Here is a 16,475-nt window from a genome sequence, read left to right on the forward strand (position 1 = left end):
TCAGGCAGCGGCCGCGGGCAATTTGACGACAACGCGCAACCCGGTTCGCCCGCATTCGGCGATATTCGCCGCTTCAATCAACCCTTCGAGCCGATCGACGATCCGCTTGACGATCGACAGACCGAGACCAACGCCATCGCCCTCGGGACGCTTGCCTCGGAAGAACGGCTCAAAGATCCGGTCGATTTCTTCTGGCGCAACGCCGGGCCCGCTATCCTCGATCTCCAAGATCGCCGCGTTGCCGTCGCGATAGACCCACGCATCGATCCGCCCGCCCCGCGGGGTGAAGCGGAGCGCGTTATCGAGGAGATTGCGGGCCAAGGCGGCAAGCATCACGACTTCACCGCGCAACGCCGCCGGCTCGACGCGCGCGAAGCCGAGATCGACGCCGCGAATGGCTCCCTCGGGTAACAGTTCCGCGACAACCCCCTTCGCAACGTCATCCAGCATCACAAGAGGCATCGTCGCGATCCCAGCCTGCCCCGCATCCTGTCTCGCGAGCGCAAGCAGTTGCTCGAGCAAATGCTTCGTTCGGCCGATGCCCTGCCGGAGGGCCGCCACGCGGTCGCCTATGCCGGACTGCAGATCGACAGAATCGAGATTCTCCGCTTGCAGGCTCAGCGCGGTGATCGGCGTACGCAATTCGTGCGCGGCATCCGCCACGAACCGCCGCTGCTGCTCCATCAGGCCGCGCACCCGTTGTAACAGCCCGTTGATCGAGACGATGAAAGGATGCAGCTCGCTCGGCATCTGCGCCGCCGGCAGCGACGTCATGTCGTCGGCACGCCGGCCATCGAGATCGCCGGCAAGACGAACCATCGGCCGCAGCGAGCGTGCAATGACGATCGCTGTGACCAGCAGCAGGCAGGGAATGAGCGCCGCGATCGGCAGCACAGTGCGGAACGCCATGTCGCTCGCGATCTCGTCGCGCACGCTGGTGCGCTGCGCCGCCGCAAATCTTGTGCCGTCCGGTCGCGTCCGCAGCAGCACGCGGACCGGCTGTCCCTTTCGTGTTGCCAGGGCGAGGCCGTCCTTGAGGCCCCAAAGCTTCGCATCGTCCTCAGACACCTGCGGCGTGGCCGCCTGGTCGATCAGCCACACCTCGGCATCCTCGTCCACGCCATGCAGCTCGCGGCCGCCGGTGAGACTGCCGCTCTGCACGAGGCCTGCGATCTGGATCAGGACGGAGTCCTGCATTTCGATCGCCTCGTTGAAAGCCCAGTGATGGGCGAACAGACCGCCGACTAGTCCCGTCAGAAGAATGATCGCGGTGAGACCAGCAAATAGACGGCCCCGCAAGGACCTGATCATGGGCGATCCACCATCCAGCCGACACCGCGCACATTGCGGATCGCATCTGTGCCAAGTTTCTTGCGCACCGCATGGATCAGGAACTCAATCGCGTTGCTCGCGACCTCCTCGTTCCAGCCATAGAGCTGCCGCTCCAGCTCGCCGCGCGACAAGATTGTGCCAGGGCGCGACAGCAGCGCCTGAAGCAGCGCGAATTCGCGCGCAGTCAGCACCGCGGATTTCGCAAGATAAGACGCCTCGCGGCTTGCAGGGTCCAGCCGCAGCGCTCCATTGCCAAGCAGTGCCGACGCGCCGCTGGTCTCGCGGCGCGTGACCGCGCGCATCCGCGCCAGCAGCTCGCGGATCTCGAACGGCTTGACCAGGTAATCGTCCGCGCCGAGATCGAGCCCCTCGATCCTGTCGTCGAGAGCATCGCGCGCCGTCACGATGATGACGGGAAGCTTGCGGCCGACAGCACGCAGCCGCCGCAAAATATCACGGCCATCGGTATTCGGCAGACCGAGATCGAGCAGCAGCACCTCGTAGGATTCGCTCTCCGCGGCAAGCAGCGCGGTGTCTCCATCCCTGACCCAGTCGACGGCGTAGGCGGCATCCTTCAGCGCCTGCTCGACGGCGGCGCCAACCATCCTGTCGTCCTCGATCAGCAGAACCCGCAAAATCGATCCTCAAGCTCCGCCGGACCATCCGGCCTCAAAATCATGGCCATTCCGACTTAGCGCAGAGTTAGCAAGCGCCAGCAGGCCAAAATTGCGGCGAAGGCCGCCCTGCCCGGAAATTTCTCATCCCTAAGTCGGGGCTAAGTCCCCTGCGCGACGGTCCGACATCGCTTCGACTTTTGGAGATTGGGCGTGTCGCAATATACAGGCTTTGGCGCAAGACGGATGCTGAACAAGGTTCCGGAGGTCACCGCGATCTTCTGGGCCATCAAGATCCTCTCCACCACGGTCGGCGAGACCGGCGCAGACTATCTCGCAGTGCATGTCGGCCTCGGCGCCAGCCTGACCGCGATCTGCATGACCGGGCTGCTGATTGCCGCACTGCTGCTGCAACTGAGCCGCAGCACCTATGTGCCGTGGATCTACTGGCTCACCGTCGTCCTGGTCAGCATCGTCGGCACGCAGCTCACGGACCTCCTGACCGACAAGCTCGAGATCAGCCTCTACACCAGCACCGCCTCGTTCGCCGCTGCGCTCGCGGCGACTTTTGCGATCTGGTATGGCGCCGAACGCACGCTGTCGATCCACAGCATCGTCACGGCGCGGCGCGAGCTATTCTATTGGACCGCGATCCTGTTCACCTTCGCACTCGGTACTGCCGCCGGTGATCTTGCGACCGAAGCACTCGGTCTCGGCTTCCAGGTCGGCGTCGTCGCATTTGGCGCGCCGATCTCTGCGGTGGCCGTCTCCTATACCATCGGCGCCAATCCCGTTCTCACCTTCTGGCTCGCCTACATCCTCACCCGCCCGCTCGGCGCCTCGCTCGGCGATCTGCTGTCGCAGTCGCGCGAATATGGCGGCATGGGCCTCGGCACGATCCAGACCAGCATCGCCTTCCTCACCGTGATCGTCGGTCTTGTTGCCTGGGTGACGTTCGAAGGCGACGGCGCGCGCCGCGCCGGTCCCGCGCAGTAACCCGATCACAGCTTCAACGCATCCTGCATGGACGCAGGAGCCGCACCAGGAGAGACCGTACGATGAAACTCATCCCCGCCATCGCCGTTTGCCTCGTGACAAGCTTTTCCGGCGAACCAAACATGCACGCAAGCCAGCACATCACCTTCGTGCCACTCGCGGAGGCCGCGACGGCTAAGCTTGGCGATCTCACGCCGTTCCGCAGCATCGTCGTCGACGTCGCGGCGCTGATTGACAAGGGCGACCTGCCCGGTGCCAAGACAAGGATCAAGGACCTCGAGGCCAAATGGGACGAGGCCGAAGCCGGATTGAAGCCGCGCGCAGCCTCCGACTGGCACACCGTCGACAAGGCGATCGATCGCGCGTTGGAGGCGCTGCGTGCAGGCACGCCGGATGCCGCGAAGTGCAAGCAGGCGATCACCGATCTGCTCGCGATCATGGATAGCGACGCCAAGGCCTGACGCCGACGAGGACATCATGCAAGATTACACAAAGAGCAACCTCCTCAGCGAAAGCAAGGTCCCTGAGGTCACGCTCGGCTTCTGGATCATCAAGATCGCGGCCACGACGTTGGGCGAAACCGGCGGCGACACCGTCACGATGACGTTGAACTGGGGTTACCTGGCGGGCACATGCCTATTCCTGGCGGCGATGGTCGTCCTGGTCGCCGCCCAAATCCGCGCAAGCAAATTCCACCCGGCGCTGTATTGGGCGACCATCGTGGCCTCGACCACCTTCGGCACCACGATGGCCGACTTGGCCGACCGCTCGCTTGGCATCGGCTACACCGGAGGATCGACGCTACTCCTCACCTGCCTCGTGCTGGTGCTCGGGCTCTGGTATCGCACTGAGGGAACCATCTCGGTCAACAGCGTCAGCTCGCCGCGCGTCGAAGCCTTCTATTGGGGCGCGATTACCTTCTCGCAGACGCTCGGCACCGCGCTCGGTGACTGGATCGCCGATACCGGCGACATGGGCTATCGCGGCGGCGCGCTGATTTTCGCGGCGGGACTGGCCGTCGTCGCAGCGCTCTATTTCCGGACCCGCGTCTCGCGCGTCACGCTGTTCTGGGTCGCCTTCATCCTGACGCGTCCGCTGGGTGCGACCGTCGGCGATTTCCTCGACAAGCCGCTCGATCACGGCGGACTTGCCCTCAGCCGACCACTGGCCTCGGCCGTGATCGCGGCGTTCATGGTGGTCTGCCTGCTGCTGATCCCGCAACGCGCCGGGCAGCATCCCGGACATCGTGAGACGGCCGAGCAAACCTGAGCAGCAGGCGGCTGACCCTCGCCTAGCGAATGATCGTCGTCAGAGACGAGTAACGCTTGTTCGGCCTGGACTCAGCCGCCGAGAATTGCGCGAAGGCCTCGCTGACGCGGGTCGCCGGCGGCGTATCGCTGGCAAAGCGGAATTCCTTCGGCTTCGGCGCGTAGAAGCTGGCACTGTAATAGGAATCGTCGAAGCGCGCCTCGCCGACGCCGAACAATGCGTCGCAGACGAACAGGAGCGCGTAGACTCCCGCGACCGCCGCGACGACCTCCTTGAGAACTGACATGCTGATGCCCCAACCTTTTGCAGGCAGGATGCACGTCGGTTCCAAAGCCGAGGTTTAAGGCAGCATGCTTCTTGTCCGCAAGGTATGCCGCCTCTGAGCGGACTGCAGACAATTTTATCGATCTGGAAAGAGAGCCCGCCTGACCGGGCGGATCAGGCGGACTCCAGGGTTGGCCGCTCGGGAGGTGTCAGACGGCCAAATTCATCCAGACAGCCTTGGGCTCGGTGAAATTGTCGAGCGCGGCGGTGCCGTGCTCGCGGCCGAGGCCGGAGTCACGCTCGCCGCCCCAGGGCAGCCGCACGTCGGTGTAGCCATAGGTGTTCATCCAGACCGTGCCGGCGCGCGCCCGTTTGGCGAAGCGTTGCAGCTTGCCGATGTCGCGGCTCCAGACGCCGGCGGCGAGGCTGTAGGCCGTGCCGTTAGCGATCCGTAGAGCATCGGCCTCATCCCTAAACTTGATGACGCTGACGACCGGGCCGAAGATTTCCTCCTGGGAGACCCGCATCTCGTGCGCGACGTTCGCGAACACCGCGGGGCTGATGAAATAGCCACGCTCGCCGACCCGCTCGCCACCGGTGACAAGGGTCGCGCCTTCCTTCCGGCCGATCTCGACATAGTCGAGGATCGACTTCATCTGCTTCTCGGAGATCACGGGTCCGAGCGCCGTCTTGCGATCGAGCGGATCGCCGATTCTGATCGACTTCGCGCGCGCCGCGATGCGCTCGACGACCTCGTCATACGCCTTCTCCTGCACCAGCACGCGCGAGCCGGCCGAGCAGACCTGGCCCGCGTTGAAGAAGATGCCGGAGGCCGCAGCCTTGGACGCCGCTTCCAGATCGGCATCGTCGAAAATGACGTTGGCCGACTTGCCGCCGAGCTCGAGCGAGACGCGCTTGAAGTTGCTGGCCGCGCCCTTCATGATTCCACGGCCGACGCCGGGCGAGCCGGTGAAAGTGACCTTGTCGACATCGGGGTGATTGACCAGCGCGTCACCGACGACACGGCCGGGACCGGTGACGACGTTGAAGACGCCCGCCGGCAACCCGGCTTCAAGCGCGAGTTCGGCAATGCGCAACGCCGATAGCGAGGTCAGCTCGGCCGGCTTCATCACGATGGTGCAGCCGCAGGCGAGCGCCGGGGCCAGCTTCCACATGCCGATCATCAGCGGGAAATTCCACGGCACGATCGCGGCGACCACGCCGACCGGCTCGCGCATAGTGTAGGTCAGGGCATCGTCGCGCACCGGCACGACATCGCCGCTGATCTTGTCGGCCCAACCGGCGTAGTAGATCAGCGTGTCGACGGCGGCCGGAAAGTCCTGCCGCATCGTCGCGGAGATCGGCTTGCCGGCGTCGATCGACTCCAGTTCGATGATCTCATCGGCGTTTTGCTTGAGAAGGTCCGCCCAGCGCAGCAGGATCTGGCCGCGCTCGGAGGCGCGCATCGTGCGCCAGGGGCCATCGAAGGCGCGGCGGGCGGCGGCCACGGCATGCTCGACATCGGCCTCGTTGCCTTCGGCGACGGTGGCGATGACCTGGCCGGTGGCGGGATTGAGGGACTTGAAGGTGCGGCCGGAGCTCGCTGGGACGCGGCGGCCGTCGATGAGCAGATGCTGCGGCCGCGACATGAACTCGCTGGCCGGCGAGTGAGCAAAGTCATATGCAACAGACATCATATTTCCTCCGTTTCTGGCATACCAGGTTAGGCGCCTATTGGCCGGAGTAAATATGATATGGTTTGCAAATGGACGCTCTATATATGAAGCGTAGTTCATAAGGAAGGTCGATGCTTCAGATCGAGATCGAGGCCGTCTGGCGGTTCCGACGGGAGGGCAGCCCGCGTACCGTCGTCGTCATGCTCGGCGTGCTCAACGAAATCCGGAAGACCGGGAAGATCACGAGCGCGGCCAGCGACGCGCAGTTGTCCTACCGGCATGTCTGGAATCTGATCGAGCAATGGTCGGAGTTCTTCGGAACGCCCCTGGTCGAAACCCAGCGCGGCAAGGGTTCGAAGCTCACGCCGTTCGGCGAGCGGCTGGTGTGGGCGGGCGAGCGCATGCAGGCGCGGCTCGGGCCGCAACTCGAAAACCTCGCGCAAGAGCTCGCGAGCGAAATCAAGCCATTTCTCGAACAGCGACCTTCCGTCATTCGGGTACACGCAAGCCACGGCTTTGCGGTGGCAAAGCTGCGCGAATTCCTCGACCGCGAGCCGGGCATCGGTGTCGATCTCCGCTATGTCAGCAACCAGCACTCCCTGGTCTCGCTGGCGCAAGGCGCCTGCGACCTCTCCGGCCTGCATCTGCCGCACGGTTCGCTGCGCGCCCAGGGCATCAAGGCTGCACGCGAATGGCTCGACCCGCGCGAGGACCGCATCATCAGCTTTGTCACGCGCGAGATGGGGCTGATGGTGGCGCGCGGCAATCCACGGCGCATCGCCTCGCTTGACGATCTCACCAAGCCAAACGTCCGCTTCGTCAATCGCGACCATGATTCCGGCACCCGCCTGCTATTCGACCAGTTGCTCACTGCGCACGGTATCGACGAGAGCAGGATCAATGGCGCGCAGCAGATCGAATTTACTCACGCTGCGGTCGCGGCTTATGTCGCGAGCGGCATGGCGGATGCGAGCTTTGGCGTCGAGGCAGCCGCGCGGCATTTCGGCCTCGATTTCATCCGGATCCTTACCGAGGATTATTTCTTCGTCTGCAAGCGCGCCTTCCTCGACACCGGGCCGATGCAGCGCATCCTCGAAATCATCCGCAGCGCCGATTTCCGCGCCGCCGTCGCCACCCTTCCCGGCTACGTACCGTCAGACACCGGCACCGTGACCGGCGTGAAGGCGTTTCTGGAGATGCATGCCGTGCGATGATGCGGCAGGCCGCGTTCACCTTGTCGGCGATGGGCAAGAGTGGCAATCTGCGTTTCGAGCCTTTCAAGTGAGCCCGTCATGCCGCGCGCGAGCGCCAAATCCCTTCCCCAGCTGAGCCTTCGCATCGACCTTGACGGCGAGGATCGTATCGGCCCCGGCAAGATCGAGCTTCTGGAGCAGATCCGTGAGAACGGCTCGATCTCGGCGGCCGGCCGCGCCATGGACATGTCCTACAAGCGCGCCTGGGACCTGGTCGACGAGATCAACCGCATCTGCGGAAAGGCCGCGGTCGAGCCGCAGGCCGGCGGCAAGAACGGCGGTGGCGCGATGCTGACGCCTTTTGGCGCAGGCCTGGTCGCACGATATCGCAAGATCGAGCGCGACGCCGCGCGCGCTGTCCGCAAGGAATTGGAAGCGCTCAGGAGCGACATCGCGCGTTTCCGCAAATCCCGGCCGAACGGATGAGATCGCGCGATGCTGCTGATCGGGGTCAATCGCTCGCCATTCACGCGGCGCGTTGCCCCTCCGGTCAGTAGACCGGCTCGTCCTTCAGCGCCGCGATCAGCTGCTCGCCCGGCGCCGTCAGGCGATAGCTCACCAGCGGACGGCTCGTTGGCGGCTTGCGGTCGATCTCGACGATGTAGCCGCGCACCATCAGCGCTTCGAAGCTGCCATAGTAGCCGTACATGCTGATCTGGTTCTGCCCGAGCAGCTTGAACTCGCGCAGCAGGCGAATCTCGTTGCCCGAGAGCAGCGAGCGGCGGACGCGCTGCACGAAGCTCGCGCGCTGCTCGAACCAGGCTTGATCGGGGAGCTCACGCGTAGACAGCGCACTGTCGCGATCGCAGGGACGCGCTTCGGCGTCGGTCCTCACTGTAGGCGACGATGACATGCTGCTGCCGACCGCTTCCCTGGCATCGTCGAGCAACGCGATCGGCCAGCGCCGCTTGTTGTCGACCATGACCGGTGGCGGCACGACATTGTCGCGCACCAGCTGCTCGAAGCGGCCGGCGGTCACGCCGACATAAGCGGCCGCGCGGCGGCGGTCGACGAGCCGGGCATCGCGCCCCTGCTCCAGCTCGCAAGCGATCATCTCGTTCACCCCAAAATCCCCTGCCGCATCGTTGCGGGCGCGTCGGCGCGCGGGCCCGAAGGGCCCGTCGACACATGACACTAGGGTGAAACCGGCGCTCTCAAAAGCCAGAGAAGTTCGCGCATGTTGCTGCCGTTTCGGCAACAGCTATAGTGCCGCCGGGGCTCCCATGCGCTTTCACTCACCTTCCATCCAGTACTTCCATGCCGTCCGCCGCACCGGCTCGATCCGCGCCGCAGCGCGTCTCCTGAACGTCGCCTCGTCCGCGGTCAGCCGCCAAATTCTCAAACTGGAACAAGAAGTTGGATCACCCTTGTTCGAGCGGAACGCGCGCGGCCTGACCCTGACGACGGTTGGCGAGATGCTGGCCCGTCACGTCATGAACGTGCTCCAGGACCTCGACCGCTTCCGTTCGGACGTGGCGTCCCTGTCCGGCGCGTGGCACGGCAAAGTCAGCATTGCCTGCATCGAGTCCCTCACAGAGTCGGTGTTGCCGGATCTGATCGCCTCGCACCGGACCCGTGCCCGGCGCGTCAGCTTCACCACCGAAGTGATGGGATCGTCCGATGTGCTCGAAGCCCTGCGCCGGGGCGAGGCCGATATCGGCGTCGCCATCGCGCTCAGGCATCCGCCGGACCTGCGGCAGGTCGCGCTGAAGCGGTTTCGCCTCGGCGCGCTCGTTGCGCGCGAGCACCCGCTGGCCCGCCGCAAGACGGTGACGCTGGCGCAATGCCTCGCCTTCCCCGTCATTCAAGCGCTGCCGGAGCTGTCGATTTACCATTTGCTGCAGCCGTTGATCGCGCAGCTGTCCGAGACGCCGGAGCCGGCGATCCAGGCCAACTCGATCGACCTGATGCGCGAGCTTGCCGCGCGCGGCGTCGGCGTCGCCTTCCAAACCCAGCTCGGCATCGGCCGGCTGTCACGCGACGCACAGCTCGTGTTCCTGCCGCTCGACAATGCCGGCAGCCCGGTATGGTCGGATCTCGGCGTCTATGTCCGCGCCGAACGCACCTTGCCCGCCTTCACTGAGTCGTTCCTCCAGGAGATCGTTCGCGAACTGGGCGAGCGCGAGCGGCGGGAGAATGCGGCCGCCAGCTGAGCTCCGGCAAGCCGGCGCGCCCGCTCAGCCGTGGCTGGCCTCCTTGCGGTGCCCGTTCTCGGAGAGGCGATCGACCCAGGCGATGCCGATCGCGGAGATGATGAAGGTCAGGTGCATCAGCACCTGCCACATCACGCCGGTCTCGGTGAAATTGCTGCGTGTGGTACCGAGATTGCCGGCCTCGATAAAGGTTCTGAGCAGCGAGATCGAGGAGATGCCGATGATCGCCATCGCGAGCTTGATCTTGAGCACGCTGGCATTGACATGGCTCAGCCATTCCGGCTCGTCGGGATGGCCGTTCAAGTTCAGGCGCGAGACAAAGGTCTCGTAGCCACCGACGATCACCATCACCAGCAGGTTCGAGATCATGACGACGTCGATCAGGCCGAGCACGACCAGCATGATCTGCTGCTCGCTGGCGTCGAACGAGTGCGCAACCAGGTGCCAGAGCTCTTTCAGGAACAGCAGCACATAAACGGCCTGCGCAACGATAGGGCCGACATAGAGCGGCACTTGCAGCCAGCGCGAGCCGAAGATGAGCTGGGCGAACGGGCCGATTTGCGGTCGCGGCGCGGCGGGCGCCAAAGCTGCTTGTGGTTCAGACGACATCGATCACTCCAGGAAAGCAAAGGCAGGACTTAGAGACTTGCGATAACGGGCGCGAGCTCGAGCGAGCCGCGATAGATCATCTTGAAGGCGACGTAGACGATGATGGCGAGGCCGACATAGGCGATCCAGCGCTGCTTCTGGAGCACGCGGCCGAGCAGGTCGGCGGCAACGCCCATCAGCGCGACCGACAGAACCAGGCCGAAGACGAGGATGTAGGGGTGCTCGCGCGCCGCGCCCGCGACCGCGAGCACGTTGTCGAGCGACATCGACACGTCGGCGGCAACGATCTGCAATGCGGCCTGCTTGAACGTCTTGCGCGGTGCCGGCGCGGCGGTCGCGCCACCGGCATGGCTGACCGCGAGCTCGTTCGCATGCGCGGCCTGCTCGCGCAGCTCGCGCCACATCTTCCAGCACACCCACAGCAGCAGCACGCCGCCGGCGAGCAGCAAGCCGATCACTTGCAGGAGCTGGGTCGCCACGCCGGCAAAGACGATGCGCAGCGCGGTCGCAGCGACGATGCCGACGACGATGGCACGGCGACGCTGATCGGCCGGAAGGCCTGCGGCAGCGAGGCCGATGACGACGGCATTGTCGCCGGCGAGCACGAGGTCGATCAGCACGACCTGGAGCAGCGCGGTCAACGCGTCGGCAGTGATGAATTCAATCATGTTCGATCATTTTTAGGAATTGACTGATCCAGCCAGTGCGGCTTGCGGCGCTCGATCCAGTCGAAAACCTTGGAGCGTGACGCACGCAGCGCCGGCACGTCCTCGGCGAGCAGCGCGAGGCCGAGCGGCAGCATCCAGATGCCGAGCACCGGCAGGAAGGACAGCACGCCGCCGACGACGAGCAGCGCGCCCGAGGGAATCCGGACCCAGCGGCTGGACGGTTGCAGGAGATAGTCGACGGTGCTGGCAAGCCGCAGCGGCAACCGACGAACGAGCGCGTCAAGCCGCGGATCGCCGTCGGCAGCTCTGCCGGTGGCGCCCTCGCCCCTCGTCGTTTGTTCGTCCGAAGCTGCGCTCATGCTCACTCCTTCAAGGCGGCGCTGACCGCAGCTGGCCCGACCGGCTTCGCGCGCGGCAGCACCAGCGTCAGCAAACGCAACAGCTTGATCGCCTGCACCTCGTGCGGATGCACGTCCTCGTCCACGGCCGCGACGCGCTCCGACAGCTCGATGAGATGGGACGACAGCGGCAGGTCCGAGACCGGCCGCAGCGTGTCGATCACCACATTGGCGAAATCAGGCTCTTCGAGCCGTTCGGCGAGCTCGTCGAACATCGCAAACAGGCGCTCTTCACTGATGTGCGGCGCCAATCCGCGTTCCCGGATGAAGCGGATCACCTCGTCGCGCTCGATCGGTGACACGCGGCGGTCCGCCACGGCGACCAGCGCGCCGGCAATCACCAGCGCCACCGCAGCCTGCTCGTTGAAGCTGCGCGGTTCGGTGATCTCGAGTTCGATCGAATTGGAAGTGTTGGCGTCAGACATCGTCGCTCCTCAATCTTGCGAAATGACCGCGCGGAGCTACCGATGGGGACGATTTGGTCGGAGGGAACAGAGAAGGCCCGACGATCGGCCGATCCATCGCATTCGCGCGGGACAGGTCATCCGACATCGCGAGGTTTGGCCGACACAGTCGGCGTCCTCGCCAGAGGGGCCCGGATTCTTGTTCTCCCCCGAGATAAAGCCGGATGGGCCGGAATCAAGCCGGCAAGAGTGCGACGAGCCGCCGCAGCGGAGTTCCAACGGGATAGTTGACTGGCCCCGACTGCATCAACGATGACAGCGGGTGAAACGCGCGCCTCTACCCCACCCGCTCCACGAGATGCGCGCGCGATGGTGACGGCTCGAACCGATCGCCGAAATATTGCGTTTCGTGCGCCACCAACCCGTCACGAAATTCCATGATGCTGACGACATAGGACGGCGCCCCGTCATAGGTCAGGACGAACTCGCTCACCCAGAGATCTCCGCCGCCGACGATCCGCCGAACCGTGAAGCGCTTCTCGTTCGGCTGCACGAAGCGGCTCTCCTGAATGTTCCGGCGGCCGCGAATACGCTCGCCGGACTGCGGATAGTCGAGCATGGCATCCTCGCGATAGATGTCATGCTCGGCTTCGAAATCGTTCGCGTCCGAAGCAGCCCAATGGCGCTGGAGCGCTGCCAGCTTCACCTGATCGTCCATCTCGAGCTCCGATTTCAAATGAGAACGTTCCCGCCGCCTTCATCTGATACCGCAAGCCTCGGGCAGCAAGGCTCCACTCGCAACGTCTAACAACGGCTAACGGGCTAACACTCCGATTTGGATGCAGATTAGCATCGAGGTGATCGCTATACTGGGTCGCCATCATAGTTGGGAAAACACGATGGCACGCTTGCTGTCCGTTAATGTCGGCCTGCCGCGCGACATCGCCTGGCAAGGCAGGACCGTTCATACCGGCATCTGGAAGGCACCCGTCGAGGGCCCGCGCAAGGTGCGGCGGCTCAACATCGACGGCGACGGCCAGGGCGATACCGCGGGTCACGGCGGCGAGCACCGTGCCGTGTTCGTGTATCAGGACGATTCCTACCGCTACTGGCAGGAGCAGCTGAGCCGGTCGCATCTGGTCCACGGCCAATTCGGCGAGAACTTCACCGTCGAGGCCCTCGCCGACACCGAGGTCTGCATCGGCGATCGTTACAGGATCGGCTCTGCCCTGTTCGAAGTGACGCAACCGCGCGTCACCTGCTACCGGCTCGGCATTCGCATGGAGGAGCCGGACATGGCCGCGCTGCTGGTCAAGCACGGCCGGCCCGGTTTCTATTTTCGGGTCATTGAGGAAGGCGACGTCGAGGCCGGCGATGAGATCATTCAGGTCGCGCGCGGGCCTGAAAGCATGAGCGTGTTCGAGGTCAACGCGCTGCTGTACCTGCCCCCTCATCCGCGCGAGCGCCTCGAACGCGCGCTGCGGATTCCGGCGCTGAGCCGTGGCTGGCATCATTCCTTCGCCGCGCTACTCGACCAGCGCAGCACGGAAAGTGCGACAGCAGGAAATGCCGGGCTCGGCCCGGCCGCAAGCCCGCCTCCGGCCTGGCGCGGATTCCGGCCGTTTCGCGTCTCGCGCAAGATCGCCGAAACCAATAGCGTGACATCGTTGATCCTCGACCCCGCAGACGGACATCCCGGAGCGGTCGCCCTGCCCGGCCAGTTCGTCATCGTGCGGCTCGGAGCTACTACTGCGCCTGCGATGACCCGCAGCTATTCGCTGTCGCGCCACTCCGATGCGGCGTCCTATCGCCTCAGCATCAAACGTGAGGCGCACGGCATCGCCAGCACTTACATCGCCGACGCGCTCAAACCCGGCGATGTCGTGCAGCTCGGTGCGCCCCGCGGCAGTTTCACGCTGCAGCAGGGCACACGGCCCATCGTCCTGCTGAGTGCCGGCATCGGCGTGACGCCGGTTCTCGCGATGCTCCACGCGCTCGCTGCGGAAGGATCGCCACGCGATGTCTGGTGGCTGCACGGCACGCGCAACGGCCGCGAACATGCCTTTGCCGCCGAGGTGCGCGAGCTTCTGCCGCGGCTCGCTCGCCATCACAGCCATGTCTGCTACAGCACGCCCGATCCTGGCGATCGCCTGGAGGTCGATTTCGACAGCGCCGGACATCTGGATCTGCCCCTGCTCCGCCAACTCAACGTGCCGCAAGATGGCGACTTCTATCTCTGCGGACCGGCCGCCTTCATGAGCGACCTCACGACCGGCCTCCGCGCATGGGGCGTCGCGCCTGATCGCATCCACACCGAATTGTTCGGCGCCGGGCCATCCCTGACGCCCGGCATCGCGGCTTCACCGAAAGTGCCCGCGCATGCGCCTGCCGGCGCACCCGGCCCGGGGCCGATGGTGTCCTTCGCCCGCAGTGGCCTCAATGTCTGCTGGGGACCATCATACGCTAGCCTGCTCGAACTGGCCGAGGCCTGCGACGTCCCCGTGCGCTGGTCGTGCCGGACGGGGGTATGCCACAACTGCGAGAGCGGGCTCGTTGCGGGCGATGTCAGCTATCAGCCCGATCCACTCGATGCACCGGCGGATGGAAATGTCCTGATCTGCTGCTCACGGCCGCAGGGCGATGTCGTGATCGATCTCTAGAACATGGGAGAGTCCTATGCGAACTGACATGGTGCCGGGAGCCACCTTCCCGGATTACGAGCTCAGCGACCACACCGGCAAGCACCGCAAGCTCTCCGCGCTGCAGGGCATCGATCCGATGATCGTCGTCCTCGGCCGCGGCGGATTCTGTCCAAAAGATCGCCGCCAGGCCGAGGGGCTGGTGCAGCTCCATCGCGAGATGGAGGTGGGCTATTGCCGGCTGGTCACGATCACCACCGACACCATCACCGAGACCAACGAATATCGCAGCGGTGCGGGCGCGCATTGGCCTTTCCTGTCCGATCCCAGGCGGATCGTTCAAAAGGATCTCGACATCGCCGAATACACCGATCCGATCCACAACCCGATGATTCCGCATGTCATCGTGCTTGAGCCCGGCTTGCGCATTCACAAGATCTACAATGGTTACTGGTTTTTCGGACGCCCGACCGTCGAAGAGCTTCGCCAGGATCTCAGAGCCGTCAGCATGACGTGCCGTCCGGATTGGGACATCACGGCGCCCGGCTTCAGGGCGCAATGGGACCAGGGCCGCAAGGAGCATTTTTATCCCTACGGCAAAGCTTACGTCGAAACGCTCGGCGAACAGGATTAGAAACACATTCCGACTCGTCGGTCTCGACCAACGCCGGCCTGGAATGTGGATGATGCAGAAGAGAACCGATCCCGGCCACCGCGCCGGCCGCATGGGCGGACGCCAGATCTACGAGGCGCTGCGCGATCAGATCATGTCGCTGGTCTACGGCACTGACGGCCTGTTGCCGTCATCGCGCGCACTGGCCGACGAGATGGGCGTGGCGCGCTCGACGGTCACCGTCGCCTATGAGCAACTCGCCGCCGAAGGCTTCATCGAGACGCGCCATGGCGCCCGGCCGCGCGTCGCGCGCTCTGTGGTGGAGCGCGGACGCACGCGCGCGACCTCCCGGCCATCGACTCGCAAGGCGCGGTTGTCGGCATTCGGCGAGCGGCTGCGCCAGGACCCGCCGCACTGGACCGCGCCGCCGCGCGGGCTCGTCGCGAATTTTCGCTATGGCGAGCTTTCGCCGTCGGACTTCCCGGTGCTCGCCTGGAAGAAGGCCGTGACCGCCGCGATGGCGCGCAAGCCCGAGCGGCTCGCTTATGATGACCCTTGCGGTGCGCTGCGGCTGCGGACCGCGCTTCAGGGCTATCTGTGGCGATCGCGCAGCGTGCGCTGCGAGGTCGACCAGATCATCGTCGTCAACGGCTCGCAGCAGGGCCTCGACATCTGCGCGCGCCTGCTGCTCGATGCCGGCGACCGCTTCGTGATGGAGGATCCCGGCTACCAGATGGCGCGGCACACCCTCGCGGCGACGGGCGCCGTCGCGGTGCCTGTTACGGTCGATGCGGAAGGCCTTCAGACCGGGCGGCTCGACGGCATCGCAGCCCGCCTCGCCTATGTGACGCCGTCGCATCAATATCCGCTGGGCGGCGTCATGCCGATTGGACGCCGGCACCAATTGCTGGCCTGGGCCAGACAGAACGACGCTTACGTGATCGAGGACGATTACGACAGCGAGTATCGCTACGATACAAAGCCGATTCCGCCACTGCATGCGCTGGAGGGCGGCGACAACGTGATCTATCTCGGCACCGTCTCCAAGACGCTCTCGCCAACCTTGCGGATCGGCTGTCTCGTGGTGCCGCAGGCGTTGCGATCCCTGTTCGCCGCCGCCAAGCAGATCATGGACCGGCACACGCCGCTGATCGAACAGGAGGCGCTGGCCGCGATGCTGGAGAGCGGCGCCTATGACAGCCATGTCAGGCGCGTGCGCCGGCGCAACGCCGAGCGCCAGCAGGCGCTGCTCGACGCCCTTCGCCGCCGCTTCGGCGATCGTATCAGGATCGAGGGCGCCGCCGCGGGCCTGCATGTGGTGGCCTGGTTCGACGGTCTGCCGCAGAAGCATGAGGCCGCGTTGATCAAGGCCGCCCGCGCCAAGGGCGTCGGCATCTATCCCGTCTCCGCCCTGTTTGTCGACCCGCGCGGTGCGCGGAAGACGATCGGCCTCGTCATGGGTTATTCGGCGCTGGAGGTGGCGCAAATCGAGCGGGGCTGCAAGCTGCTGGCGCAGGCGGTTGCCGAACTGGACTGATAAAACCGTATAAAACTGGCCGTTACTTACAGTCCAGATTGGGGCTATCT

The 16,475-nt window shown here is 65.0% G+C and carries 19 protein-coding genes; 9 read left to right on the top strand and 10 right to left on the bottom strand.

What is annotated here, in order from left to right; genetic code table 11:
- Together JJC00_RS24380 and JJC00_RS24385 are read right to left on the bottom strand one after the other, a co-directional pair.
- Entirely contained in the window at window positions 1–1,119 is a 1,119-nt protein-coding gene (locus JJC00_RS24380) for an ATP-binding protein (protein WP_210347352.1), read from the bottom strand.
- Window positions 1,120–1,307: 188 nt separating this feature from the next.
- Window positions 1,308–1,937, bottom strand: a complete 630-nt coding sequence (locus JJC00_RS24385) for a response regulator (RefSeq protein ID WP_433996456.1) — start codon at window positions 1,935–1,937, stop codon at window positions 1,308–1,310.
- 255 nt (window positions 1,938–2,192) lie between these two features.
- Between JJC00_RS24385 and JJC00_RS24390 the strand changes: the two genes are divergently transcribed.
- From JJC00_RS24390 to JJC00_RS24400, 3 genes are all read left to right on the top strand, one after another.
- Window positions 2,193–2,942 (top strand): COG4705 family protein, encoded by a 750-nt coding sequence (locus JJC00_RS24390; protein ID WP_200474216.1) that lies wholly within the window; start codon window positions 2,193–2,195, stop codon window positions 2,940–2,942.
- Window positions 2,943–3,064: 122 nt separating this feature from the next.
- The gene (locus JJC00_RS24395) at window positions 3,065–3,403 is read left to right on the top strand and encodes a hypothetical protein (RefSeq protein ID WP_246774285.1); all 339 of its coding nucleotides are present in this window, start codon (window positions 3,065–3,067) and stop codon (window positions 3,401–3,403) included.
- 16 nt (window positions 3,404–3,419) lie between these two features.
- On the top strand, window positions 3,420–4,211 hold the full coding sequence (locus tag JJC00_RS24400; protein WP_200468449.1) for a COG4705 family protein: 792 nt from the start codon (window positions 3,420–3,422) through the stop codon (window positions 4,209–4,211).
- A 22-nt stretch (window positions 4,212–4,233) separates the two neighbouring features.
- Here JJC00_RS24400 and JJC00_RS24405 read toward each other — a convergent pair whose 3' ends face one another.
- Both JJC00_RS24405 and JJC00_RS24410 read right to left on the bottom strand, forming a co-directional pair.
- Window positions 4,234–4,497, bottom strand: coding sequence for a hypothetical protein (locus tag JJC00_RS24405; protein WP_200468450.1), 264 nt, complete (start codon window positions 4,495–4,497; stop codon window positions 4,234–4,236).
- Window positions 4,498–4,684: 187 nt separating this feature from the next.
- Window positions 4,685–6,169, bottom strand: a complete 1,485-nt coding sequence (locus JJC00_RS24410; RefSeq protein ID WP_200474217.1) for an aldehyde dehydrogenase family protein — start codon at window positions 6,167–6,169, stop codon at window positions 4,685–4,687.
- Window positions 6,170–6,282: 113 nt separating this feature from the next.
- Between JJC00_RS24410 and JJC00_RS24415 the strand changes: the two genes are divergently transcribed.
- Together JJC00_RS24415 and JJC00_RS24420 are read left to right on the top strand one after the other, a co-directional pair.
- Entirely contained in the window at window positions 6,283–7,365 is a 1,083-nt protein-coding gene (locus tag JJC00_RS24415; RefSeq protein WP_200468451.1) for a substrate-binding domain-containing protein, read from the top strand.
- Between the two features lie 78 nt (window positions 7,366–7,443).
- Window positions 7,444–7,830, top strand: coding sequence for a winged helix-turn-helix domain-containing protein (locus tag JJC00_RS24420; RefSeq protein ID WP_200468452.1), 387 nt, complete (start codon window positions 7,444–7,446; stop codon window positions 7,828–7,830).
- 64 nt (window positions 7,831–7,894) lie between these two features.
- On the opposite strand, the gene JJC00_RS24425 is transcribed toward JJC00_RS24420, so the two are convergent.
- Window positions 7,895–8,458 (bottom strand): hypothetical protein, encoded by a 564-nt coding sequence (locus tag JJC00_RS24425; protein WP_200474218.1) that lies wholly within the window; start codon window positions 8,456–8,458, stop codon window positions 7,895–7,897.
- A gap of 169 nt (window positions 8,459–8,627) precedes the next feature.
- Here JJC00_RS24425 and JJC00_RS24430 point away from each other — a divergent pair, with 169 nt between their 5' ends.
- Complete coding sequence (locus tag JJC00_RS24430; protein WP_200474219.1) at window positions 8,628–9,557, top strand: LysR family transcriptional regulator; 930 nt, start codon at window positions 8,628–8,630, stop codon at window positions 9,555–9,557.
- 24 nt (window positions 9,558–9,581) lie between these two features.
- On the opposite strand, the gene JJC00_RS24435 is transcribed toward JJC00_RS24430, so the two are convergent.
- From JJC00_RS24435 to JJC00_RS24455, 5 genes are all read right to left on the bottom strand, one after another.
- The gene (locus tag JJC00_RS24435; RefSeq protein WP_200468453.1) at window positions 9,582–10,166 is read right to left on the bottom strand and encodes a TIGR00645 family protein; all 585 of its coding nucleotides are present in this window, start codon (window positions 10,164–10,166) and stop codon (window positions 9,582–9,584) included.
- 29 nt (window positions 10,167–10,195) lie between these two features.
- A complete protein-coding gene (locus JJC00_RS24440) occupies window positions 10,196–10,834 on the bottom strand; it encodes a TerC family protein (RefSeq protein WP_200468454.1) in 639 nt (212 codons plus the stop codon).
- Complete coding sequence (locus JJC00_RS24445; protein ID WP_200468455.1) at window positions 10,831–11,193, bottom strand: hypothetical protein; 363 nt, start codon at window positions 11,191–11,193, stop codon at window positions 10,831–10,833. Before JJC00_RS24445 ends, JJC00_RS24440 begins: the two co-directional genes overlap by 4 nt.
- Before the next feature lie 2 nt (window positions 11,194–11,195).
- A complete protein-coding gene (locus JJC00_RS24450; protein ID WP_200468456.1) occupies window positions 11,196–11,657 on the bottom strand; it encodes a TerB family tellurite resistance protein in 462 nt (153 codons plus the stop codon).
- A 316-nt stretch (window positions 11,658–11,973) separates the two neighbouring features.
- Window positions 11,974–12,354: a nuclear transport factor 2 family protein gene (locus tag JJC00_RS24455; protein WP_200468457.1), complete on the bottom strand. Its 381-nt coding sequence runs from the start codon at window positions 12,352–12,354 to the stop codon at window positions 11,974–11,976.
- Window positions 12,355–12,535: 181 nt separating this feature from the next.
- Between JJC00_RS24455 and JJC00_RS24460 the strand changes: the two genes are divergently transcribed.
- Genes JJC00_RS24460 through JJC00_RS24470 form a run of 3 tightly spaced genes read left to right on the top strand, consistent with a single transcriptional unit; the run spans window position 12,536 to window position 16,425 of the window.
- The gene (locus JJC00_RS24460; RefSeq protein WP_200468458.1) at window positions 12,536–14,296 is read left to right on the top strand and encodes an MOSC and FAD-binding oxidoreductase domain-containing protein; all 1,761 of its coding nucleotides are present in this window, start codon (window positions 12,536–12,538) and stop codon (window positions 14,294–14,296) included.
- A gap of 16 nt (window positions 14,297–14,312) precedes the next feature.
- Window positions 14,313–14,909, top strand: a complete 597-nt coding sequence (locus JJC00_RS24465) for a redoxin domain-containing protein (RefSeq protein WP_200468459.1) — start codon at window positions 14,313–14,315, stop codon at window positions 14,907–14,909.
- A gap of 43 nt (window positions 14,910–14,952) precedes the next feature.
- Window positions 14,953–16,425 (top strand): PLP-dependent aminotransferase family protein, encoded by a 1,473-nt coding sequence (locus tag JJC00_RS24470; RefSeq protein WP_433996457.1) that lies wholly within the window; start codon window positions 14,953–14,955, stop codon window positions 16,423–16,425.
- The last annotated feature ends 50 nt before the right edge of the window (window positions 16,426–16,475 follow it).

This window comes from Bradyrhizobium diazoefficiens, assembly GCF_016616885.1.
GTDB lineage: Bacteria > Pseudomonadota > Alphaproteobacteria > Rhizobiales > Xanthobacteraceae > Bradyrhizobium > Bradyrhizobium diazoefficiens_F.